At 35.8% G+C, this 23,085-nt stretch carries 21 protein-coding genes; 15 read left to right on the forward strand and 6 right to left on the reverse strand.

The window, feature by feature from the left end:
• Positions 1-137: 137 nt before the first annotated feature.
• Positions 138-755 carry an L-threonylcarbamoyladenylate synthase gene (locus tag C1A47_RS14650; RefSeq protein WP_111895765.1) on the reverse strand — a complete coding sequence of 206 codons (618 nt, stop codon included), beginning with the start codon at positions 753-755 and terminating at the stop codon, positions 138-140.
• A gap of 85 nt (positions 756-840) precedes the next feature.
• Complete coding sequence (locus tag C1A47_RS14655) at positions 841-1,503, reverse strand: elongation factor P hydroxylase (protein ID WP_111895766.1); 663 nt, start codon at positions 1,501-1,503, stop codon at positions 841-843.
• Positions 1,504-1,600: 97 nt separating this feature from the next.
• On the opposite strand from C1A47_RS14655, the gene C1A47_RS14660 reads away from it, so the two are divergent.
• From C1A47_RS14660 to acpP, 5 genes are all read left to right on the forward strand, one after another.
• Complete coding sequence (locus tag C1A47_RS14660; protein ID WP_111895767.1) at positions 1,601-2,158, forward strand: YceD family protein; 558 nt, start codon at positions 1,601-1,603, stop codon at positions 2,156-2,158.
• Between the two features lie 75 nt (positions 2,159-2,233).
• Entirely contained in the window at positions 2,234-2,416 is a 183-nt protein-coding gene (rpmF, locus tag C1A47_RS14665; protein WP_111895768.1) for a 50S ribosomal protein L32, read from the forward strand.
• A 159-nt stretch (positions 2,417-2,575) separates the two neighbouring features.
• Positions 2,576-3,562, forward strand: a complete 987-nt coding sequence (fabD, locus tag C1A47_RS14670) for an ACP S-malonyltransferase (protein WP_111895769.1) — start codon at positions 2,576-2,578, stop codon at positions 3,560-3,562.
• Positions 3,559-4,293 (forward strand): 3-oxoacyl-ACP reductase FabG, encoded by a 735-nt coding sequence (gene fabG, locus C1A47_RS14675; RefSeq protein ID WP_111895770.1) that lies wholly within the window; start codon positions 3,559-3,561, stop codon positions 4,291-4,293. Before fabD ends, fabG begins: the two co-directional genes overlap by 4 nt.
• 86 nt (positions 4,294-4,379) lie before the next feature.
• Complete coding sequence (gene acpP / locus C1A47_RS14680) at positions 4,380-4,616, forward strand: acyl carrier protein (protein ID WP_111895771.1); 237 nt, start codon at positions 4,380-4,382, stop codon at positions 4,614-4,616.
• 387 nt (positions 4,617-5,003) lie between these two features.
• Here the strand turns inward: acpP and C1A47_RS14685 are convergent, their stop codons facing one another.
• Both C1A47_RS14685 and C1A47_RS14690 read right to left on the reverse strand, forming a co-directional pair.
• A complete protein-coding gene (locus C1A47_RS14685) occupies positions 5,004-6,422 on the reverse strand; it encodes an NAD(P)/FAD-dependent oxidoreductase (protein ID WP_111895772.1) in 1,419 nt (472 codons plus the stop codon).
• A gap of 21 nt (positions 6,423-6,443) precedes the next feature.
• Positions 6,444-7,775, reverse strand: coding sequence for an APC family permease (locus C1A47_RS14690; RefSeq protein WP_111895773.1), 1,332 nt, complete (start codon positions 7,773-7,775; stop codon positions 6,444-6,446).
• 103 nt (positions 7,776-7,878) lie between these two features.
• Here C1A47_RS14690 and C1A47_RS14695 point away from each other — a divergent pair, with 103 nt between their 5' ends.
• The 7 genes from C1A47_RS14695 (at position 7,879) to C1A47_RS14725 (ending at position 15,712) form a co-directional block, all read left to right on the forward strand.
• Complete coding sequence (locus C1A47_RS14695) at positions 7,879-8,238, forward strand: helix-turn-helix domain-containing protein (RefSeq protein WP_111895774.1); 360 nt, start codon at positions 7,879-7,881, stop codon at positions 8,236-8,238.
• Positions 8,239-8,811: 573 nt separating this feature from the next.
• Entirely contained in the window at positions 8,812-9,630 is an 819-nt protein-coding gene (locus C1A47_RS14700; RefSeq protein WP_227539794.1) for an ABC transporter permease, read from the forward strand.
• Positions 9,627-10,298, forward strand: a complete 672-nt coding sequence (locus tag C1A47_RS14705) for an ABC transporter ATP-binding protein (RefSeq protein WP_111895775.1) — start codon at positions 9,627-9,629, stop codon at positions 10,296-10,298. Before C1A47_RS14700 ends, C1A47_RS14705 begins: the two co-directional genes overlap by 4 nt.
• Positions 10,279-11,376: a capsule biosynthesis protein gene (locus C1A47_RS14710; RefSeq protein ID WP_111895776.1), complete on the forward strand. Its 1,098-nt coding sequence runs from the start codon at positions 10,279-10,281 to the stop codon at positions 11,374-11,376. Before C1A47_RS14705 ends, C1A47_RS14710 begins: the two co-directional genes overlap by 20 nt.
• Positions 11,377-11,379: 3 nt before the next feature.
• A complete protein-coding gene (locus C1A47_RS14715; RefSeq protein ID WP_111895777.1) occupies positions 11,380-13,080 on the forward strand; it encodes a polysaccharide biosynthesis/export family protein in 1,701 nt (566 codons plus the stop codon).
• Between the two features lie 9 nt (positions 13,081-13,089).
• Complete coding sequence (locus tag C1A47_RS14720) at positions 13,090-14,073, forward strand: glycosyltransferase family 4 protein (protein ID WP_111895778.1); 984 nt, start codon at positions 13,090-13,092, stop codon at positions 14,071-14,073.
• A gap of 1 nt (position 14,074) precedes the next feature.
• Complete coding sequence (locus C1A47_RS14725) at positions 14,075-15,712, forward strand: hypothetical protein (protein WP_111895779.1); 1,638 nt, start codon at positions 14,075-14,077, stop codon at positions 15,710-15,712.
• A 64-nt stretch (positions 15,713-15,776) separates the two neighbouring features.
• Here C1A47_RS14725 and C1A47_RS14730 read toward each other — a convergent pair whose 3' ends face one another.
• Complete coding sequence (locus C1A47_RS14730; protein WP_111895780.1) at positions 15,777-16,922, reverse strand: glycosyltransferase family 61 protein; 1,146 nt, start codon at positions 16,920-16,922, stop codon at positions 15,777-15,779.
• 1,643 nt (positions 16,923-18,565) lie between these two features.
• Between C1A47_RS14730 and C1A47_RS14745 the strand changes: the two genes are divergently transcribed.
• Both C1A47_RS14745 and C1A47_RS14750 read left to right on the forward strand, forming a co-directional pair.
• Complete coding sequence (locus C1A47_RS14745; protein WP_111895782.1) at positions 18,566-20,557, forward strand: capsular polysaccharide biosynthesis protein; 1,992 nt, start codon at positions 18,566-18,568, stop codon at positions 20,555-20,557.
• Positions 20,558-20,565: 8 nt separating this feature from the next.
• Positions 20,566-21,831: a capsule biosynthesis protein gene (locus C1A47_RS14750; protein ID WP_111895783.1), complete on the forward strand. Its 1,266-nt coding sequence runs from the start codon at positions 20,566-20,568 to the stop codon at positions 21,829-21,831.
• Here the strand turns inward: C1A47_RS14750 and pcaU are convergent.
• Positions 21,828-22,652 (reverse strand): IclR family transcriptional regulator PcaU, encoded by an 825-nt coding sequence (gene pcaU, locus C1A47_RS14755; RefSeq protein ID WP_111895784.1) that lies wholly within the window; start codon positions 22,650-22,652, stop codon positions 21,828-21,830. The genes C1A47_RS14750 and pcaU overlap by 4 nt on opposite strands.
• A 273-nt stretch (positions 22,653-22,925) precedes the next feature.
• Between pcaU and C1A47_RS14760 the strand changes: the two genes are divergently transcribed.
• Positions 22,926-23,085, forward strand: a 160-nt coding sequence (locus tag C1A47_RS14760) for a CoA-transferase (RefSeq protein ID WP_319921969.1), incomplete at its 3' end; no start/stop codon positions are given.

The raw sequence follows: 23,085 nt of genomic DNA on the forward strand, positions 1-23,085 counted from the left end.
ACAGCGAAAAAATGTCAGTGGAGAAAGAAAATGTTTTTCAACACTGCTAAAGGTTAATATTTTATGACATTCGAAGATTGAATGAAACGAAAATAAGCAATATTTCCGATAAAAATGATAAAAGGTTAAATTAGTCGCTATTCAAAGGTGCTCACATCACCTACTCCACGACGTATGACGACAGGTGAGTCCCCTGATAAATCGACAATACTGGTTGTGGTGAGTGTACCAAACCCACCATCAATAAACACATCAATGCGTTTACCCAGTTGCATTTCAATATCATACGGATCGTCCAGTGGATCACTTTGATCGGGAAGGATCAGTGTACTAGTCAATAGGGGTTCACCAAGTTCCTTAAGTAGCATTTGACAGATCGGATTGCTTGGAACGCGTAAGCCAATGGTTTTTTTCTTTGGATGCATCAAACGGCGAGGGACTTCACTGGTTGCAGTCAAAATATAGGTGGTAATGGCTGGAGTATTGGCCTTGAGTAGGCGATAGGTCGCATTATCGACTTTAGCAAAAGTCGCAATATCAGACAAATCACTGCAAATAATTGCGTATTGATGCTTATTACCCAAGTTACGAATTTGCGCAATTCGTTCCATGGCATTTTTATTTCCAATCTGACAGCCAATTGCATAAGCGGCATCGGTTGGGTAAACAACAACGTCGCCTGCACGAATTCGCTCAACCGCCTGCTGAATGAGTCGTGGTTGAGGATTTTCTGGATGAATTCGTAAGTGAAGCATGGTTGCTCTCCGAAGTGCTACGCTTGCTTATATTATGGAACGATTGCATATAAAGGTGCAATGTTGTTTGTTATTCAATGGATTTTTAACCTAACATTTCGCGACAAAACTCATCTGCATGTAAGCTTTTGCCATTGCGCGTGCATAAACAGATACACGCAATAAAATGTGCGGCATCTCGCGGCAAACGTGCTTCACCAGAAAAATAGCGTTGCACTTGAGCATAGACATTATCTTTAAACTGGCAACCATCTCCGCCATCACCTGTTAAATTATCCAGCGAAACCCGAAATTTCCGACCAAATGCAACGGCAAATAACCATTCAATGGCTTGAGGGATGATTTCAACCTGTTCAAACAGGTTTTGTTGTTCTTGAGTACGACCATCGGGCGCATACCAGTAACCTAAATCTGGAAGTAGGCGACGTTTTGCCCCTGCGATGCTCCAGTGACTGATCTCATGCAGTGCACTGTTAAAAAAACCGTGGGCAAACTGAATTTTGGCAGGACTATCTGGAGTTGCTGGAAAATATTCGGGTTCGTCAGCACCTTTGAATAAAATCACATTGTGGTGGGAAAACCACTGATTAAAGTGTAAGATGAGCCAGTCAACGTGTTCAGTTTCTGTCTGTAAATTCGTCCATTCCAAACGTTGCACTTGGTCTGGTGAAATGTCAAAATGAACAGTTGAAAGTGTGCTAACAAGTGATTTTTTATTCACTTCTGTTTGCGGCTGCAACAGATGCATGACTGTGTTACCCAAAATGGTCTGTCTAAATAAGTACAAAATTGTATCTTAATCTTTGACAGAGTACTGATGAATTTGTAGAATTGCCGCCTTAATTATGTCAGCAAATACCTTTCCGGCACAGATTGAGCCGTTTAAATGGGCTGAACAAGGCTTTACATGGTCAGGTACCCTGCCATTGTCTCGCTTTGCTCGTATTGCCCGTGAAGCTGTTGGATCAATTGATGATCAATTGATTAACATAGACTGTAAGCTATCAATGGATGCGTATCATCGTATTGTATGGTTAGATGGTCACGTTGAAACGACTGTTCCAATGGAATGTCAGCGTTGTTTAGACGCGGTTAATATTGAACTCGTTTCAGATTTTCATCTAGCTCTAGTGGATGATGAGTCACTGATAGAGCGCTTGGATGAGGAAGCTGATTTCATCGTCTTAGGTGAAAGTGAAGCAACGACGAAAGGTAGCTATGATGCGCCTGCGACTGCTGATTTACTTTCTCTGATAGAAGATGAATTGTTATTGTTGATGCCTTTGTCTCCTAAGCATGATGCTTGTGAACATAAGCACCAACCTGCCATTGAAGAGCTTGTCGAAGAGAAGCGGGACAACCCGTTTGATGTTTTGGCAAGTTTGAAGGGTAAACTTAACTAATTTTTGTGTTATACTCATGCGTATAAGACAATTGAATTTGTTCTGATCCATATTTTCGATTTGTAAGGAGCCATCATGGCCGTTCAGCAAAACCGTAAAAGTCGCTCTCGCCGTGACATGCGCCGTTCACATGACGCTTTAACTGAGAATGCATTAACTGTAGACCAAGCTACTGGTGAGACTCATCGTCGTCACCACGTAACTAAAGACGGTTTATACCGTGGTCGCCAATTATTCGCTAAAGCATCTGCTGAATAATCGGTTTGCATTAAGCCTTCTTGGCTTAGTGAGAAAAAGGGAAGCGAAAGCTTCCCTTTTTTATTAGAAGTAAATGTTGTATTTGGCAATTAAAAATCGTGAAATTTAATGTTAAATTGCAGAACCGAACTTCAATAGAAGACAAAAAAGGATTCTTATATGTCTGCTAAACGACTCGAGCAAGTGGTTCAAGCAACTAAAACTGCATTTGTGTTTCCTGGTCAAGGCTCACAGAAAGTCGGCATGCTCGCCGAAATTGCAGAGCAGTTTAGTGGTGTTCAAGACACTTTTGCAGAAGCTTCTGAGGCATTAGGTTTTGACTTGTGGCATATTGCTCAAACAGGTGAAGGTTTAGATCAAACAGAAAATACCCAGCCTGTATTGTTAACAGCAAGTATTGCATTGTGGCGCACTTGGCTGGATTTGGGTGGTGTTGCACCTAAATATTTAGCAGGTCACTCATTGGGTGAATACAGCGCACTGGTTGCTGCTGAATCAATGACTTTGGCAGATGCTGTGAAATTGGTTAACTTACGCGGTAAGTTGATGCAAAGTGCCGTTCCTCAAGGTGAGGGTGCAATGGCAGCAATTTTAGGTTTGGCAGATGATCAAGTTGTTGCACTTTGCCAACAAGCAAGTGCAGGTGCAGCAGGTTCAGTTGAAGCGGCGAACTATAATTCTCAAGGTCAGGTTGTCATTGCGGGTACAACCGCGCTTGTACAAGCCGTGATGGCAGAAGCAAAAGCACAAAATGGCAAGGCAATTGCATTACCTGTATCTGTACCATCACATTGTTCTTTAATGAAACCTGCTGCTGAACAATTCGCACAGGCTTTGGAACAAACTGCCATTGAGCTACCACGTATTCCTGTAATACAAAATGTAAATGCTCAGGCAGCAACAGATGTTGCAGCTGTGCGTCAAGCTTTAACTGCACAATTGTATCAGTCTGTGCAATGGACGAAGACCATGCAATATCTACAAGATGAAGGCATTGGTTATATTGTTGAATGTGGTCCAGGTACAGTACTTAGCAATTTGGCTAAACGTTTACCAAACATTGAAAAAACATTTGCGATTGATAGTAAAAGTCGCATTGAAGATGCCCTAAGTGCTGTTTTAGTGGCAGAAGGAAAAATTGCATGACACAAGAACGAAAAGTTGCATTAGTTACAGGCGCAAGTCGTGGTATTGGTGCTGCGATTGCGCAACAACTTATCCAAGATGGCTTTTTTGTGGTAGGTACAGCGACTTCTGAATCTGGCGCAGAGAAATTGACTCAGCAATTTGCAGACAACGGTACAGGTGCTGTCCTTGATGTGCGTAATGCTGAAGCAATTGAGCAATTAGTTTCTGATATTGAGCAAAAGTATGGTTCAGTATTGGTATTGGTTAACAATGCGGGTATTACGCGTGATAACTTGTTGCTACGCATGTCAGAAGATGACTGGGATGATATTTTAAATATTCATTTAAAAGCAGTTTATCGTTTATCTAAACGTGTATTGAAGGGTATGACTCGTGCACGTTTTGGTCGCATTATTAACATCAGTTCCGTAGTTGCACATTTTGCAAACCCAGGTCAGGCAAACTATTCTGCTGCTAAAGCAGGTATTGAAGCGTTCAGTCGCAGTCTGGCGAAAGAAATGGGTAGCCGTCAAATTACGGTGAACTGTGTTGCACCAGGCTTTATTGCAACTGAGATGACTGATCAGTTAAGTGAAGAAATTCGTAAGAAAATGAGTGAGCAAGTTGCACTTGGTCGTCTAGGCGAACCTCAAGACATCGCAAATGCGGTCAGCTTCCTTGCGAGTGACAAATCCAGTTACATTACAGGTAATGTATTACATGTAAATGGTGGGTTGTATATGGCTTAATCCTAAGCTATTAAACTTTTAAATTTTTTTATATTCAATTAAACTAACGGCATTAAAAAACGCCACAAGCAATGAGGAGAATTCCTGTGAGCGATATCGAACAACGCGTTAAGCAAGCAGTAGCTGAACAATTAGGTATGCGTGCTGAAGAAATCAAAAACGAAGCATCTTTCACAGATGATTTGGGTGCGGATTCTTTAGACCTAGTTGAACTTGTTATGTCTTTCGAAAATGACTTCGACATCACTATCCCTGATGAAGATTCAAACGAAATCACAACTGTTCAATCAGCGATTGACTATGTAACTAAAAAACTTGGTTAATTAGTTACAGATGTGGAAAAGCCGCTTTTATAGCGGCTTTTTTATTGCTGATATTTCGCCATCAATAAACTTTGCGAGTTCAATGCATGTTTGATTGAGCTAAATCGATTTTTTATACACCTTTTTGATTTTTCTGACACGGTATTCAAATAAACTCCAATTTGCTTGGAGATAAGCAGAAAAATGGTACAAGCCATCATAAAAAAGCTGCGCTAAACACATATATCACTTAATTTCGAGACTTACCATTTTGCAGCTAAAAGTAAACGATCTGCTGTGTGTTTGGATTTTTAAGTTGTTACTGCCTTGAAAATAACAATGCCTAATGCAGGACATTAGGCATTGGGTTGGTTGTTTATTTATTGCGTTTAAATGGCGATAGCAGGCTTAGAATGACACCATCTTGCCTGGATTCATCATGGCACCTAAACCATAAGCACCTTTCGCCATAGGAATCACTAATGGCGCTAATGCACGCCCAAATGTAATGTCTTTATGCTGGATTTGTGTGAGCATTTCAAAATCTTTGGCGTGCCCAACAAAATCATCTGCAATTGCTTTACCAATTCTGACGGTTTGAGCGACACCGTGACCACTCCAACCATGCACGGCATAGATTGGGAACTTTTCGCCAAATTTGCGACTGTCCGTTGCACCATTTACGGTTAAATCTGTCGTCCCGCTCCAGACAAAGTCAAGTTTCACCTGTTTAAGTTGCGGGAAAACGCTATTTATACGACTTAAAAGATATTGATAGGTTTTTTCAGGGCTCCAGCAACTTCCAGTGCCCTGTCCACCAAAAAGCAAACGATTTTTGCTGACACCACGATAATAATCGATCTGGAACTGTGTGTCGTAGACAGGATGATCACTTGGTAATAGCTCAGTTAAATCGACTTCGAGCGGTGCAGTCGTGCAGACATAGGTGTAAAAAGGGATGGTGGTCTGATTATGCTGTGGCAGCAATTTAAATGAGGCATGATGCACGCCAATCACAACACTCTTACGCGCTTTAATTGTACCATTCGCTGTATGCACATAAATTCCATCATCACGTTCTTCAATTTCGGTCACTTCGGTGCGCTCATAGATGGTTCCGCCATTTTGCAAGAAGCCGTAAGCAATGCCGCGGTTGAGTGCTAATGGATGAATATGCCCACCTAGACTATCCATCAGTCCACCAAAATAGCTTTCCGATTTGACGTGATCGAACAATTCATGTTTGCCCACGACACGGGTATGGTTTTCACCTAGGTATTTACGTGCATCTGAGCCTTGTGTCAGTGCCACAAGATGCCCTTCATGTACAGCAGCGGTAATGTGCCCACGTTTACGTTGCAAGTCGAGTTGATATTTTGCAGCGATGTTGTCAATCAGTTGCATGGCTTCAACGGAAGTAAAATTCCAGAGACGTTTGGCATCTTCATGACTGAAATGTTCGATCATCTCTTCAGCTTCCCAACGTGCAAGCCCTGGCGTGAGCTGACCACCATTACGTCCTGATGCGGCACTACCAATACGATCTTTGTCAAGCAGAATGGTTTCTACGCCTTGTTCAGCAAGGTGAAGGGCAGTAGATGAACCCAAAAGTCCACCACCAATGACCACAACATCGCATTCTGTATGGGTTTCTAGCGCATCAAAGCTGTGCCATTCTGCCAAAGAGCTTTCGTAATAGTTGGCTGGGCTTTCAATTTGCCCATGTTTAGGGTTAATCCAGTTCCAGTCTTTGCCGTTAAGCTGGTTGATACTGACTTTAAATTCAACATCATTCAGCAAGGTTGGTTTGTTAACCAGTTTTTGCATTTTGATACTCACTTGACTTGATTAATATGCACTTTCAATCGCAATGGATTGTTTGCGTGCTTTTTTATAAATAAAGAACAGGATGCCAATGCCAAGCCATGTGCCACCAAAAGTCAGCGCGGATTTTTCAAGATTCATCCATAAACAGACAATTGCAGCCACAGAGATCAGCGGAAGAATGGCATTGAAGAAAAGATTTTTGAGTCCTTGGCGCTCTTTGTTGCGCACATAAAATTGCATGAAGACTGAGAAATTAACCGCAGTAAATGCAACGAGAGCACCAAAACTGATTAGGTTCACGACTTGTGCAAGATCAAGAAAAATTGCACTTAGAGAGACGAGACCGATGAATAATGTAGCGTATAAAGGTGTGCCGAAGCGTGGATGAATGCTGCCTAGGGTCTTTTTATGGAAAATACCATCACGGCCCATAATATAGATCAGACGTGAAGCACTGGCATGGCTCGCTAAACCAGAAGCAACGGTATTCATGATTTGACCTGTTAAGAAAACAGATTGAAATAATGCACCACCGACATACATGACAATTTCAGGAAGCGCTTCATCTGGATGTTTGAATTGAGCATTGGTCGGGAAGTACAGTTGGATAAACCATGCTGCTGTAAAGAAAATCACACCACCGATCAGCGTGGTGAGCATAACCGCACGGGGAATATTACGTTTAGGGTCTTTAGTTTCATGTGAAAGGGTTGTGACTGCATCAAACCCTAGGAATGAGAAACAGAGAATAGATGCACCTGCAATCAGGGGTAAAATATGCGTATTTCCATGCACTAATGGTGCAAGTGTCAGCACATGTTCATAGCCTTGAGTGGTTCCAACACCATGAATGACAAGATAAACGAAGAACACCATTAAAGTGACAGGTGCTAATACAAAGATGAGGCTTAGATTAGCTAAAAGATTGACTCTAAAGCAGTTAATGAGTGTGACCACACCTGCTGCAACCAGAACCCATGCCCAGTAAGGTACACTTGGAATAATCGCTTCCAGATAAATACCGCAAAGTAGCGCATTGATGAGTGGTAAGAGAATGTAGTCGAGTAGAGAGCACCAGCCGACAAAGAATCCAAGAGATGACCCACAGCTTTCAGCGGTGTAAGTATATGCTGAGCCTGGTTTTTCAGAAACACGGCTAAAGCGGGCATAGCTAAAAGCGGTCAACAGCATGGCGACTAGTGCAAATAGGTATGCCAAAGGAACATGTCCTTCGGTTGTCCCTGAAACAATACCAAATGTGTCGAATACAGTCATTGGAGTCATGTATGCAACGCCTACTACGATCACTTGCCATAGTGATAGTTTTTTTAAATGAACTTCATCTTGCAGCATAATCTAATCCTTGTAACAATAATAATCCCTGTGGGGAATATTCAAACATATTTTTATTTGTGCATAAAGTGTGCCATTAATATTTTTTTTTGAGAGGATTAATATGCCGAAATATACAATTGAAATTAGAAAGGCTGCATTAGAGGCTTATCGGAAAACAGATTATAAAGTTGCTGTATGTAAGCAATTTAATATCTCAAGAGTGACCTTGGATGCATGGATTAAGCTTGAAGAAGAGACAGGAAGCTTGCAACCAAAGCCGAGTAAGAAACGTGGTGCTCCATCGCATATTCTAGACTGGGAAGCCTTTCAAAATTTCATAAAAAAACATAAATTTCAAAATATTAGTGACTTGATTCCATTGTTTGAACAAGAGTTTGGTTACAGTGTTTCTTACGCAGTTTTGGTGCGTGCAATCCATATTTTGGGACTTCGTCGCCGCCGTGGACGGTTCTATGCATGAGCTAAATATGTATGAAAATATTGATAAATATAAATGCAAAAATGTTTAATTATTAAAATAAAAAAGTAAATTTTAAATATTAAAAAAGTAATGTTTTATTTTTTAAAAAGTAAGTTTTTAATATTAAAAAAGTAAATTAATAAATATAAAAATGTAAATATTTAATTATAAAAACGTAAATTTATAAATATAAAAATGTAAAATTATAATTATAAAAAAGTATGGTTAAATTTATAAAAAAGTAAATTTATAAAAATAAAAATGTAAAATTATAAAAAATAAGCATTCTATAAGTAGGCAAAAAGTGCTTGTTTGTAGTGCGGGTGAGATATTTTGGGGAGTGTGTCACGAAATCATGAATTGGTGAGATGGAATGAGAGAAATTACAAAAGTATTTGTTAAAAAAACTATAGATATACAAAATCCTTTTCTTTAAAAGAAACTTAGATTTATTAGTTTTTCTGTTGATATTCTAAACAAATAAGGCTTTTTAATGATAAGCGAACTATGTATGATGGCTCACCATAAAAATACAGTTTTTAGATCATCCTAGATAACATTCAAGAGCCTAATATGACCCTCCCTGTAGGAAGAAAATTACCTCATCTCAAACCACGTGGTGGTCTTCAGGTGATGTATGCTGCAATCCGTGCATTGTTTCTACGAGAATTACAAACGCGATTTGGTCATTACCGATTGGGATATTTGTGGGTTTTTCTTGAACCATTATTCAATATTGGGATTATGGTGCTGCTATTTGGAACCATAATGAAGAGAACTTTACCTGGTATTGATTATGAAATTTTTCTAATTAATGGCATTATTCCTTTTTTTATGTTTAGAACGGGAATATCTCAAGCTTTAAGTGCTGCTGCATCCAATCAAGGTTTGTTTAGCTATCGACCTGTCCGCCCAATAGATGCATTGTTGGCACGTAATCTTTTAGAGCTTTTTCTCAGTTTCATTACCTATGTTTTTTTCAGTGTGATTGTACTTTGGTTTGGTTACCATATGAGTTTTGAGGCTATACCTGAGTTATTAGGGTATTGGTTGTCATTATTTGTCTTTATGGTTGGTTGTAGCCTGATTTTTATGGTGATCGGCGATTTTTCGAAGGAACTAGGAAAGTTCTTATCTGTTTTTTTTACAGTGCTCTATTTCCTTTCAGGAATCGTGTATTCAATTCATCTTATTCCTGTTCAGTATCAACAATATTTACTTTGGAATCCGATCATTCATGTTATTGAATTGATGCGGCATGCGGTGTCACCGAGTTATCCATTGGTTGTAGGTATTAGCCTTATCTATTTTTGGATATGGACAGTAGCTAGTCTATTTCTCGGTTTACTTCTATATAAACGTTTTGAGCGCCGTATGGTGAAATCGAAATGATCGAATTACGTCGTTTAACAAAATCTTATGTCACGCCGAAAGGTCGTCATTTTGTTTTTAAAGACCTAAATGCAATTTTACCTGAGGATAAAAGTGTTGCCTTGCTCGGTAAAAATGGAGCAGGAAAAAGCACCTTGCTTCGAATTATTGGTGGCATTGACTATGCTGATTCTGGTCAAGTTCTTAGTAAAAAATCTATTTCATGGCCTGTGGCTTTGGCGGGTGGCTTTCAAGGTAGCTTGACAGCACGTCAAAATGTACGCTTTGTCGCACGTTTATATGTTTCAAATGAAGATGAAGTCCAACAGGTGGTCGACTTCGTGGAAGATTTTGCCGAAATTGGTAAATATTTTGATATGCCAATAAAAAGTTATTCCTCCGGTATGCGTTCACGGATCGGGTTTGGTTTAAGTATGGCATTTAATTTTGATTACTATTTGCTCGATGAAGCGGGTGCTGTTGGTGATGCATCTTTCCGCAAGAAGAGCCAAAAGTTGTTAGATGAGCTAAAAGAAAAGTCCAATATTATTATGGTTTCACATGACTTAAATGATTTAACTCGAAATTGCGATGTCGCATTCTTGGTTAGAGACGGAAAAGCAGAATATTTTGAAAATGTTCAGGATGCGGTAGAGGTGTATAAAGCATATGCAATCCAAAATAAATAAACAACTGATCATTGCATATGGCGGTTTTGTTATTTTGCCACTGATTATTATTATTCTATATCTATGTTTTTTTGCAAAAGATCGTTATGAGTCTTCATCTGTACTACTGGTCAAACAGGTTGGGGAGACAGCATCATTTGATACGAGTGGGTTAAGCGCATTATTGGGTGTTGCCAATACCAGTGGAGAGGATACCAATATTCTAAAAGAATATATCACTTCACGGGATATGGTTGAAAAATTAGATAAAACGCTCAATTTACGCAAAGCATTTACTGCACAAAGTGATCCATTTTTTTCATTACATCCAGATGCTCCAATTGAAGATCTGGTTCAATATTTTCAAAGTAGAGTTAATGTTCAGCTCGATGAAAAAACTATGATGCTACAGGTTTCATCTCAAGGTTTTTCACCTGCGTTTTCATTGAAGTTAAACCAAGAAATTTTGAATCAAAGTGATCTTTTTATTAATCATATTTCACAAAGTCTTGCGACAGAGCAATTAAAGTTTGCTGAAAAGCAAGTGAAAGAAGCTACTCAGAAGTTAAATCAATCACGTGATGCATTGTTGGCATATCAGAATAAAAATGAAATGTTTGATCCAGAAACTCAGGCAAAAGCTGTTTCAATGATTGTGGCGAATCTGCAAGGTAACTTAGCTCAACTGACCACAGAAGAACGTACTTTATTGAGCTACTTAAATCCAGATGCACCGCAAGTCATTGCGATTCGAAGCCAAATCGCGGCCGTTCAAAAGCAAATTGATGATGAAAATGCCAAATTAACCTCGTCGAATACTCAAAAACTCAACCGAAAAGTCGCAGATTTTGAGGAGCTCAAAGCTCAAGTCACCTTTGCAACAGATTTATATAAAATTTCTTTAGCTTCTTTGGAAAAAGCACGTTTAGAAGCTTCACGGAAACTAAAGAAGTTGGTTGTTATTTCTACGCCACGTTTGGCGCAAGATGCGTTGTATCCACGTAAAGTTTATATTTCAGTAACTGTATTTATTTTGCTGAACATTATATTTGGGATTGGTGTGCTTGTTCATTCCATCATCCGTGAACATAGAGAATAAGTCATGAAGAAAATCTTACTCATTTCAACATTAACTGTCAGTATGAGCTCTGTTTTTGCGGCCGATAATACAAGTAATATGGTGCCAGCAGATTTAGCTGCATTAGGTCAAAGCGCTTCGATTGCAAGTGTTGGACGTACGCAGGCTGTTACTGATCAAACGATTTTACCTAGTCAGCCTGTAACAGATTTATCGCCGAGTAATTCGATTAAGTATCCGAATGCGAAAAATATGTTTGGCTCGCAACTCTTTAAAGGGGCTTTTGCGAGTACAGCAGGTTCAACTTTTAATGGCAGCTATGTCATTAACCCAGGTGACAATATTAATTTACGTCTATGGGGCGCGTACCAGTTTGCAGGAACTTTAACGGTTGACCCGCAGGGCAATATCTTTGTACCCAATGTTGGGCCAGTCAAGGTTGCAGGGACAAATAATGCAAATTTGCAAAAGCTGATTGAGTCGAATATTCGAAGAGTTTATGTTGCCAATGTAGGTGTCTATGCCGCTTTAGAACAGGCTCAACCAGTAAAAGTTCTGGTGACGGGCTTTGTCAACCAACCAGGTAACTATGGTGGCGTTGCCAATGATACAGTGTTGGCTTATCTCGATCGGGCAGGTGGGGTTGATCCTGAGCGCGGAAGTTATGTTGATATTAATATCATGCGTAATGGTAAGTTAATGCAGCATGTAAACTTATATGAATTTTTGATTGCAGGTCGCATTTTACCATTTAGTTTTAAAGATGGTGACGTGATTGTTGTTGCACCAAGACAACATACCTTTAATATCAGTGGTGAAGTTTTTAATGCCTATGATTTTGAATTTAATGTCTCTCAATTAACTGTTGCCCAAGCGTTATCTGTTGCTAAATTAAAACCAGGTGCAACCAATGTCAGTATTATGCGTCGTCAAGGTGCAGAATATCGTAGTGAATACTATTCTTTAGCAGATGCACAAAATGTCATTTTACAAGATGGTGATCAGGTTACAGTCACTGCAGATCGTTATGCAGGCACTATTCAGGTGCGTGTAGAGGGTGCACATAAAGGTGCACATGCAGTAGTTTTACCATATGGTTCAAAATTGTCCGAAGTACTGAAGCAGATTAAACCAAATGCTTTGTCTGAAGTGGGAGCAATCCAGCTCTTTAGACCTTCGGTTGCTCAACGCCAAAAAGAAATGCTCAACACCTTGTTGGATAAACTTGAAGAGTCGACATTAAATGTGAATTCAAGTACCCAAGAAGAGTCAGAATTGCGTACGAAAGATGCGGCACTAGTAGAAAAATTTGTGCAAAAAGCACGTTCTGTTCAGCCAAAAGGTCAGGTCGTGCTCGATCCAAAACATTTGGATAATGTGATCTTACAACAAGGTGATGTGCTTGTTATTCCAGAACAAACATCGGTTGTTATGGTGAATGGTCAAGTCACATTCCCAAATGGTGTTGAATACAAACCGAACATGCGTGTGAAAGATTATATTGCACAAGTAGGTGGTTTTAGCCAGAAATCCAATAAATCAAAAATTATTGTTTTCCATCAAAATGGGGAAGCATTACTGGTTGGCGAGCGTTATAAGATCCAACAAGGTGATGAAATTTTAGTCTTACCTAAAGTAACTGCAAAACCAGTTGAAATTGCTCGTGGTATTACAGAAGTTTTATATAAAATCGCTTTAGCAACTAAATATGCGATTGATTTATAGGAATAAAATATGAAAATTAATCATGTGATGTCTAATAATGTGAATAGTGGTATATATGAAGCAATTGTTGGATATTTTCAAAGATATAGTAATGAATGTGAAATTCATGTCAGTGAAAAGCCATTGGAAAATATGGATATTTATCACTATTATCGACCACATCTAGAAAAGAAATTGCAGGAAAACTCAGTTGTTACTGTACATCATGATCTAAATGATTCTGATAGTTGGTTAAGTATTGATAAATTTATTGATCGCTATAAAGAAGCAAAAAAAATAATTTGTTTAAATAGTAATCAAGAGAAAATATTAAATGATTTGGGAATAACACAAACAGTTGTTATACCACATGGTTATAATAGTGATATTTTTAATATAAACAAAAAAAGAAATTATCAAAAAAAAGAAAAGTTAACACTTGGTTTGATTTCAAAAAGATATGGAAGAAAGGTAAAAGGTGAAGCATATTTATATGAGTTAATCAAACATTTGGATAATACTAAATTTAAATTTATTTTAGTAGGTGAGGGTCGTTTAGAAGATGCTAGTTATCTAAATCAATGGGGATATGAAGTAGATGTATATGAATATTTGCCATACCCTTGCTTTCAGGATTTATATAATAAAATAGATTTTTTGCTTATGTTAAGTAAGTTTGAAGGTGGTCCTGCAAATATACCAGAAGCAATCGCTAGTAAAACTCCAATTATTTCTTTTAATATTGGGATGGTAACAGATTATTTGAAAGATAATTTAAATGGAATAATTCTATCTGGAAATATAAAGAGTGATTCAGAAAGAATTAATGATATTTCAAAGAAAGATTCAATATATAAATCTATGCTGAAATTTTCTAATGATATTCCAAATAATTTATATACTTGGCAAGAAGTAATTAAGCAGAACATAGATGTTTATAGAGAGTTAGTTCCAGAAGATGATAAGCTTACAGCCATTCAAGAAAATATATTCTTAGATTCAGAGAAAGTATAAAATGAGTTTAGATAAATTAAGTATATTATTTGCAGATAATTTGCATTTTCATGATCGAAATTTCAAAAGTTTATTTGATTTTTTTAATAAAAATAAAATTAAATATGATTTTGTGAATATAGATAAATCATGGTTATCTTTATATGGTAACTATTTTTCCAAAAAGAGTAATCTTGGTATATATTGTGATTTGCTTCAGAAGATGGATGCAAAGGATTTGTATGAATTCAGCATCGATGGACATAATGTTTTTCATATAGCTAGATCTGAATTACTTTCCTATCTAATTCCTAAAGAAGAATGGGTTGATAGCAGTATTGTTTATGACTATGAATTGTTTGTAGAAATTCTTAAAAAAAATAAAGAACCTCTGCTTTTGAATATGGCTGCTGTATGCTATTGGTTTGATTTTTGGAAAAGCTATTTAGATGCACATAAAGTATATAGCTATTGTTGTATTTTTTCTGGTGCATTGATTTATTCAAAAGTATTGTTAAAGTGTTTGGAGACTAGGGTAACAAACCCTTTATTGTTTGAATCAAGTTTTACAGGATTAGATTACTATTGTGAATTTCAATATAATGTGATTCCTAATAATTCAGTTATTGGGTATAAAAATTATTATTCGAATATTAAATTAGATTATGATGATTATTTTTTATATAAGAAAGATGAACATAAAGCTATTAATAAAATTAGGCTAATGAACAATAAGAATGTTGTTCAGCCATTAGAAAGTACATGTGATGATATTAAATTTGAGAATAGTAATAAAAATGTTACTATTTTAGGTCAGGTTATTAATGATTTTTCAATTTTGGAATCTGATTTAAATGAATATAATTCATTACTTACGTATAAGAAAATGATTAGAGAAATTTTAGATAAGACTAATTTTAATATTATTTTTAAGGCCCATCCATGGGAGTTAAATAAAATTAATATTTATAAAAGCTTAACTAAAGATTCTTTATCTGATTTTATAAATCTTTTCAATGAGGATGATAAAAAGCGTATTAAAATTATAGAGGATTATAATATTAAAAAGCTTTTTTCTAATTCTTCTCATGTTATCACACTCTGCTCACAAGCGGGGTTGGAAGCAGCTTATTATGGTTTGAAACCAATTCAAATTGGGAAAGCCTTTTATGGTGAAAAAGGATTTACTTTTGATGTAAATGATTTAGATATTGTTACTGATATTTTGAATAATCAAGTTGGTTTTTTATCATTAAATGAATTTAATTCTTATACTGAATTTTTAGTTAAATTTTTACTTAAGCATTTGGTTTCTGTGAATCCTTCTGGTTATATTAATTTGAGAGAAATTTTTTCTCCTATGGATCGTGTTAACCTAATAAATAAAGTTAACAATGATAAACCTAAGTTAATTGCTGAAGTTAAAAATAAAGTTAAGGTATCAGATGTTGATAAGAAGCCAAATGTAGTAAGTGAAATGAAAGTTTCGAAAAAAGATCAAATTGAAACCAAAATGATTAATGATGATGGTTCTAGCCTTGTAAGAGTTGAAAAGAAGATTTCAAAACTTATATATAATCCAGAGAGATTTTTTGGTGATTCTAAATATCAAGCTTTTAGGAAAATAGGACATTTATATAAGGCAATTAAGCAGAAGTAAAATTGAGAAGCCCCTGATTTATAAGGGGCTTTTTATAGCAAGCCACTTTATAATTTTAGTTGATTTATATCTTATTTAGCTGATCATCAAGATATTTAAAAAATAAATTTGGCTCTAATAAAATATCTCCTGATGGATCATTTGGGAAAGCATATTTTTTATTTTGTGGTTCTACATAATAAGCAGAATAGTTGCAATTTAATAGCTGTGCTGTTCTAAAATAACTTACACGATTATATGTAGTCGACATTATTTCAATTAACAATTTTAATTCCCCAGAAAAAGCAGCATTCGCAATTCCCATACCATGCTGTCCTACAATGATTTCTGCATTTGAAAAAAGATTAATCTGTTCAATTTTTGAAAAATCTCCAGGCTCTATAATTGTGAAGCCCCGGCTCTTCAGCCCGTCATGAAGAACATCTTCATTTAATAAACGTCTCATCTTCGCATTTCTTCTTGATATATATAACCTTTTTGGCTGAATTGTTTCTATATTCATTTTAGAAATTTCATCTTTCAAAAGCTTAGATGTATTAAGATAATAATCAGTTGGGGTGTGTAGATGCCCAAAGCTACTAAAGCATGGTAATATTAGTTCTTCGAATTTTATCCATTTACTGTCTATTTGAATAATATTATCATTTGGAATATCTAATGCATAAAGTATTTCTAATATATCTTGATTGGTAGTAGGAATGATGAAATTTATGTTTTTGTAATCTTCATTAATCTCTTTCAGGGTTAATAGAGCAGGTAGACATTCTCGGACTAAATGATCCATATTTTTAAATGTATAAAGCCAGACACTTTTACCGGGAATATAGATTGGTTTAATTTTTTCGGAATGAAAATCTATTTTGTCTTCAGGTAATCTTTTAAAAATATTTCTTGATTCGAATGAATTTTTAGCATGTTCGTTAATAAAATTATAAATATAATGATTGTCAAAGAACATGGCCCAATATCTTGGTAGTCCAACTGATTTTGGTGATACTAAGATATTTTTTACATATGCTGTATATACTTCTGGAGTTGGATATTCATCTGTAAATATTTTAGAATATTCGTTTAAATCAAAATTTTCTTGTGCAAAAAAATCTTTTCTAATATTGAAATTTAATTTCTTATTATTTTTGTGTAATACTACTTGGACTTGTGGATGCTTTAATATATGATTTTTTCTTAAATCAAATGAGCTATATATCATGAGTTTGATGCCTGATTTTGTACAATGAATTCAATTGTTAAGTAGATTTGATTTTTACTTCAAAATTTCTACTTATATCTTATAATATTTTTAGAATTATTTACTACTAATTATTAAGTTGATTTTAAGGCCTATTCTAATTTGAAAAATTCGTTTTAATGAGTTCTTTTAGATCATTTTTATTTGTATATTTTTTCAATAGTACATGCTCTATTTACTAATAATATTTGGCAACAGATTCAATTTACTATGCAGTTGCATGATTATTCTTTTTAAGAAAAAAGTATACATATCAATAAGATATCTTATAGAAATTACATACAGGTGCGATATGGCATGATATTTCTGAAAAATTTTGGCCTTGGAAAATAGTACATAACCGCTTTAATCATTGGACAAGTAAGTGTTTATGGAATCACTTTTTAAACTACGAAACGTATTGGATCTAGAATGGGTATTCATTGACGGAAGCTACATACCACGCACCAGCATGTAAGTGGAACTCGGCATGGTTTCGAGCGAGCAATTGGCCAGTCTAGAGGTGGATGAACCACAAAATCCATCTTGAAACCGACACGCATTGATTAGTGATTGATTTTAAAATCACTGGGGTGAAGTCCATGAATATTAAGTTGCAAAGCAGTTAATTTGTGAGATCGGTCAGGCATATTATTTGATCGCTAATATAAGGCTATAATCAGGTATTTAATAGAAAATGCCTTTGTAATATTAAAACATTTCAGAGCGGTAGCGACTTGATTTGATAAGCTTGCACGAAATTATCAGTCTATGTTTTACATTGCTTACATGTTGATTTGGTGTAAAGCCAAATGAGGACACGCCCTAGCATCATCTAATTTTTTTTTGTTACGCATACTGAGTTGATTGGATTATGTGTTCTTGAAGCTGCAATGAGCGGTGCACCAGTGTTTATTCCAAGTAGAGCTATTAACATAGATCTATTACAGAAGATAAGTCATATTGAATTTTCTAAGTCAATCAACTGGAGTGACTGGGGAAAAATTTCAGAAAATCTAACACTAGAAATTAATTCTATATTGGTTCAAAAATATAATTGGAAAAATTTTACTTTAAACATATTAGAGGGTCTAATTCGATTTAAAAAAAGAGATTCAACTCATAAATTTCCAATAAAACAACTATGTTAAGGTTATCAAAACTGAAATATTTTTCAGTATTGTATCTTATCCATTCTTTAGAAAAACCACCATTTCTGGTGATTTTAATATATTGATTTCTTCAATATACTTCTTATAGTACTAATTTTTACTCAGTGTCATATAAAGCATTTATTTGTAACTATTATAAGTTGATTAATCCTCATTATTGATAAATTGTGTGCAAATTTTATCTTAAATGTATACTTTTGTGCAAAAAAATGTGATATTTTGATCAGAGGCAAAGGAATGGAAAGGGGCTATATGTTAGTACTCTTAATTGCTGTTGTAGTTATCGTTATCATTGGATATATTGTGTACAAGCTATTGATTGATACTCTGCGTGATGCAGATCATCATTGAATTGCATGTAGCGAGTCATGCTTTCTCATAACAAGAAAAATCTTACTTTGATGGAAAATCATTTATACTTTGTTAAGTAATTTTCTTAATTTGATGTTATAGATGTTTATTTTTCCTAATAAAAAAATTTCAAAAATCGCTAATCTTCATGTTTTCTTAAATGGCAGATGTGATCATAAGGCTGTTGTTGGCTGGGGGCGTAAGCCGAGCTATTTTCACGCGAAAGAGTATGCAAAAAAACATAATTTACAATGTATCAGTTTAGAAGATGGGTTTATTCGTTCTCTTGGATTAGGAAAAGAAGGTTATCCACCTCTATCATTGGTTGTTGATGAAAGTGGCATTTACTTTGATGCAACCCAAGTTTCTGATCTAGAAAAAGTAATTCAACAGCCTGAAAATCAGCATGATATTTTTCGTGCGAAGCGAGCAATTCAACAAATCTTAGATCATGGCATTACTAAATATAATCAAAAATTTGTACCTATTCCAGAAAATTATTTCAGTACAGGACAGCATATTTTAGTCGCTGATCAAACTTTTGGTGACCAATCTATTCAATATGCAGGTGCAAATGTAGACAGCTTTAAAGCGATGTTAAAAGTTGCATTAGAGCATCATCCAGATGCAACCATTTGGGTTAAAGTGCATCCTGATGTTATAGCAGGAAAAGCAAAAGGACATTTTTCTTCCACTGAATTGCAGCATCCACAAATACACATATGTAGTGAAAATTACAACCCAATTGAATTGCTACAATATATGGATGATGTTTATGTTGTGAGTTCACAACTTGGGTTTGAAGCACTTTTATGTGGGAAAACGGTACATTGTTTTGGAGTGCCATGGTATGCCGGTTGGGGGCTTACGCAAGATCAGTACGCACCTATACATATATTAAAAGGGCGACGTCAGAAGCAGAAAAGCCTTGAGCATCTTTTTGCCTGTGCTTATTTTCACTATGCTCGCTATGTATCACCCATTACTCAGCAGCGTTGTGATTTAGAAGAGATTATTGACGTTTTAATTCCAAATATTGGGTTTCAAAAAAATTTACAACTCAATTTGGCTGCTGTGGGGTTTAGCCGTTGGAAAAGAAAATTTATAGCCAGTTTTTTAGATTTCCCTAAAGCAAAGCTGATGTTTAAAAAATTACTTTCACCTAATAAAGAGCAAAATATTTTAGCGTGGGGAAAAAAAGCATACCTTCTAAAACAAAAGCAATATCAGAATGTGATGACCGTGGAAGATGGTTTTATTCGGTCGCTAGGTTTAGGCGCAGCTTTAGTTCGTCCACATTCACTGGTTTTTGATGATGTTGGAATTTATTATGATGCGACCAGAGCCTCTCGACTTGAAAATTTATTAAATGAAGTTGAATTAAACCACGAGCAAATTTTAAGAAGTCAAAAACTAATTAAAAAATTAGTTGATTTACAAATTTCAAAATATAACGTTGGTGAACATATTAAATTAGTTCGCCCTGAAAATGTCGATAAGGTTATTCTAGTTGTTGGACAGGTTGAAGATGATATGTCAATTCAGCTTGGTGGTGTAGATATTAAAGAGAATCTCACTTTACTACAAACAGTTAGAGCTAATAATCCCGATAGTTATATTATTTATAAACCACATCCAGATGTTTATTCAGGATTACGTGTTGGACATATTTTAGAAGATTTGGCTTTAAAATACGCAAATCAAATTGAATTAAAGGCATCTATTCTAGAATGTTTTAAAATTTGTGATGAAGTTCACACAATAACTTCTTTAAGTGGATTTGAAGCATTATTACGAGGCTTAAAAGTTTATTGTTATGGACTTCCTTTTTATGCAGGTTGGGGATTAACACAAGATCGACATATTTGTCACAGAAGGAAAAAACAACTTACTTTTGAACAGTTGGTATATCTGTCTTTAATCCAGTATCCTGTGTATAATATCGAGGCTACGCAAAAAATGCGTATTCCACTTGTTACGCCTGAACATGTAATTGATTATTTACAGCCATTAATTAGGCAACCCAAAATATATTCACCATCCTTTTTTAGTAAAGTTTTTACAAGTTTTAGGCGTCTAAGAATTAGGAAATAGACTTTAAAATGTCAGTTCATTTAGATGAGTTGCTTTCATCAAAAAAAGTGCTTCTTTTACAAGGCCCAATGGGAGACTTCTTTAGTCAGCTTTCAACATGGCTCACTGATCAAGGTATTGAATGTTATAAACTTAATTTAAATGCTGGAGATTGGCTTTATTATCATTCAAAGCCCAATATTTTTCATTTTCGAGGTCGAGTTGGAGATTTTTCTAATTGGATTGAGCATTTTGTAAATGCGCACCAAATCGACAGTATGGTTTGTTTCGGCGATTGTAGAAAATATCACCGAATTGCAAATCAAATCGCCAATAAATTAAATATTAAATTTTTTGCATTTGAAGAAGGTTATATTCGTCCAAATTATATTACCTTTGAACAAGAAGGGGTAAATTTCTTTTCAAATTTTGCCTTGCATTTAAACGCTCAACCACGTCCACAAAAAAATATTGCTCAGGATGATTTCATTCCTGTTGAAACTAACTATGCTAAAATACTAAGAAGTGCACTTTTTTATTATTTTATTTGGGTTTTAGGAACGCTGCTCTATCCATATTATAAACATCATCGTGGTATTTCACCTTTAATTGAATTGAAATGTTGGTTAGTGTCAGCATATCGACGTTTTAAAAATAGATTAGTAGAAGATAGGCGTTTTTATAATTTTCTAAATGAAAATAACCATCAATATTATGTGTTTGCATTACAGGTACATAATGATTTTCAGGTGCGGATACATAGTGATTTAAAGAAAGTTGAAAGTTATATTGAGAGCGTCATTGAAAGTTTTGCAGAACATGCAGATTCTGAACATCGTTTGTTATTAAAACATCATCCTATGGATCGGGGATATCGAAACTATACGAAACTGATTCAACAATATGCCCAAAAGTTTGGTGTAGAGAAACGTGTACATTATTTTTGTGATGTACATTTACCTACTGTTTTAAAACAGAGTCTAGGTATGGTTACGATTAATAGCACCACTGGAATTCAGGCATTATTTCATAATATTCCAGTGAAAGTTTTGGGACGTGCACTTTATAACTTGCCAGATTTAACTTATCAGGGTGCTTTATCGGAATTTTGGAAAAATCCAGGTAAAGTTGATCGTGTGTATTTTAATCACTTTCGTCATGAGCTGATTGTTTATTCACAATTAAATGGAGCTTATTACGGCTTGTCTCCATGGATGAAGAATTATCAAAGAAAAGTTTTACGTCCTGATGCAACTTCAGAAGTTGAATCTGATAAGATTGTTTCAAACATTTAAAGCACATTTCTAAGTTCTCGTGCTGTTTCTTGCAGTAACGGTAGAATGTGTTGAATGAGGTATTCTCTGGTTGTACGCATCGTTGGGGATACAATATTGAGTGCTGCAACGACTCTAGAATTACCATTATAAATAGGAACAGCCAGCGCATGGACGCCAAGCTCATGTTCCTCAGAAGAATAACACCAGTCTTGTTCTTTTAACTCTTTTAGTAATTTCAGGAATTCTGCGTTATCAACATAAGTATATTTGGTTAAGCGCTTCAGAGGATATTTTTCAAGCCATTCTAGTTGTTGCTCGGGTTCTAAATGTGCCAATAAAATTTTACCTGCTGAAGTTGCATGAGCAGGTAGACGATTACCTAAATGTAAACCATAAGGGTTAACGCGATCCGTTTGTTGATGGGCTGCGCTACGAGCCACAGTAATTGCTTCATAACCGTCGAGCACCATCACTGAAAAAATAAGTGATGTTTGATTGGTTAACAGGTTGAGCAGTGGTTGTGAAATTTTAGGGAGGGGAGCTCCACTCAAATATGCACCTGAAAACTTTAAGATTTTAGGCGCTAGATAAAAATAATGACCGTCATGTTCTAGGTAGCCGAGGTACTCTAAGGTCAATAAATGTCGGCGTGCTGCTGCTCGAGTTAAGCCTGTACGTTCAGCTGCCATGGAGATATTTAAGCGATGACGCCCATTTCCAAAACTTTCTAAAATCGCAAGACCTTTACCCATGCCAGCAATAAAATCTTCATGACGAATGATTTTTTTATTTTCTGGATTTTGCAGGATTTTGTCCTGTTTTTGATTTGGATTGTCCATCGCACTAACCACTTCTAATGACTCTAATCTGTATTTTCTAGGATATCTAAAAAAATAACTATTGTGCGATAGTCGAACAATATTGTTTGTAATCGAACAATAGCGTGTTTTAATGCTAGAAGTTTAGACGAAAATTATAAAAAATGAGCAGACAAAGGAATTCTAATTAAATTACTCGGGATTGAGTAGATTAAGCCAAAGGGCTTCTTTCATCCTGCCTAATTTCTAGTTCCAATCAATTAATCATTTCATGATGCACAGTGGAGTTGTCAAATGATAGATAAAAGTGCGACCTCATTTCGCGAGGTTTTGTCGCAAATTAAAGATGGATCAACCATTATGATTGGTGGCTTTGGCACCGCAGGACAACCTGCTGAACTCATTGACGGCTTGATTGATTTGGGCATCAAAGACCTCACCATCGTCAGCAACA

Origin of the sequence: Acinetobacter sp. MB5 (assembly GCF_003261585.1) — a bacterium.
In the GTDB taxonomy this organism is placed as follows: Bacteria; Pseudomonadota; Gammaproteobacteria; order Pseudomonadales; family Moraxellaceae; genus Acinetobacter.

Bases quoted from the DNA above. Each gene is read 5' to 3' on its own strand.
- C1A47_RS14650 (WP_111895765.1), bottom strand. From the start codon at position 755: ATGCTTCACTTACGAATTCATCCAGAAAATCCTCAACCACGACTCATT.
- C1A47_RS14655 (WP_111895766.1), bottom strand. From the start codon at position 1,503: ATGCATCTGTTGCAGCCGCAAACAGAAGTGAATAAAAAATCACTTGTT.
- C1A47_RS14660 (WP_111895767.1), top strand. From the start codon at position 1,601: ATGTCAGCAAATACCTTTCCGGCACAGATTGAGCCGTTTAAATGGGCT.
- rpmF (WP_111895768.1), top strand. From the start codon at position 2,234: ATGGCCGTTCAGCAAAACCGTAAAAGTCGCTCTCGCCGTGACATGCGC.
- fabD (WP_111895769.1), top strand. From the start codon at position 2,576: ATGTCTGCTAAACGACTCGAGCAAGTGGTTCAAGCAACTAAAACTGCA.
- fabG (WP_111895770.1), top strand. From the start codon at position 3,559: ATGACACAAGAACGAAAAGTTGCATTAGTTACAGGCGCAAGTCGTGGT.
- C1A47_RS14685 (WP_111895772.1), bottom strand. From the start codon at position 6,422: ATGCAAAAACTGGTTAACAAACCAACCTTGCTGAATGATGTTGAATTT.
- C1A47_RS14690 (WP_111895773.1), bottom strand. From the start codon at position 7,775: ATGCTGCAAGATGAAGTTCATTTAAAAAAACTATCACTATGGCAAGTG.
- C1A47_RS14695 (WP_111895774.1), top strand. From the start codon at position 7,879: ATGCCGAAATATACAATTGAAATTAGAAAGGCTGCATTAGAGGCTTAT.
- C1A47_RS14700 (WP_227539794.1), top strand. From the start codon at position 8,812: ATGACCCTCCCTGTAGGAAGAAAATTACCTCATCTCAAACCACGTGGT.
- C1A47_RS14705 (WP_111895775.1), top strand. From the start codon at position 9,627: ATGATCGAATTACGTCGTTTAACAAAATCTTATGTCACGCCGAAAGGT.
- C1A47_RS14710 (WP_111895776.1), top strand. From the start codon at position 10,279: ATGCAATCCAAAATAAATAAACAACTGATCATTGCATATGGCGGTTTT.
- C1A47_RS14715 (WP_111895777.1), top strand. From the start codon at position 11,380: ATGAAGAAAATCTTACTCATTTCAACATTAACTGTCAGTATGAGCTCT.
- C1A47_RS14720 (WP_111895778.1), top strand. From the start codon at position 13,090: ATGAAAATTAATCATGTGATGTCTAATAATGTGAATAGTGGTATATAT.
- C1A47_RS14725 (WP_111895779.1), top strand. From the start codon at position 14,075: ATGAGTTTAGATAAATTAAGTATATTATTTGCAGATAATTTGCATTTT.
- C1A47_RS14730 (WP_111895780.1), bottom strand. From the start codon at position 16,922: ATGATATATAGCTCATTTGATTTAAGAAAAAATCATATATTAAAGCAT.
- C1A47_RS14745 (WP_111895782.1), top strand. From the start codon at position 18,566: ATGTTTATTTTTCCTAATAAAAAAATTTCAAAAATCGCTAATCTTCAT.
- C1A47_RS14750 (WP_111895783.1), top strand. From the start codon at position 20,566: ATGTCAGTTCATTTAGATGAGTTGCTTTCATCAAAAAAAGTGCTTCTT.
- pcaU (WP_111895784.1), bottom strand. From the start codon at position 22,652: ATGGACAATCCAAATCAAAAACAGGACAAAATCCTGCAAAATCCAGAA.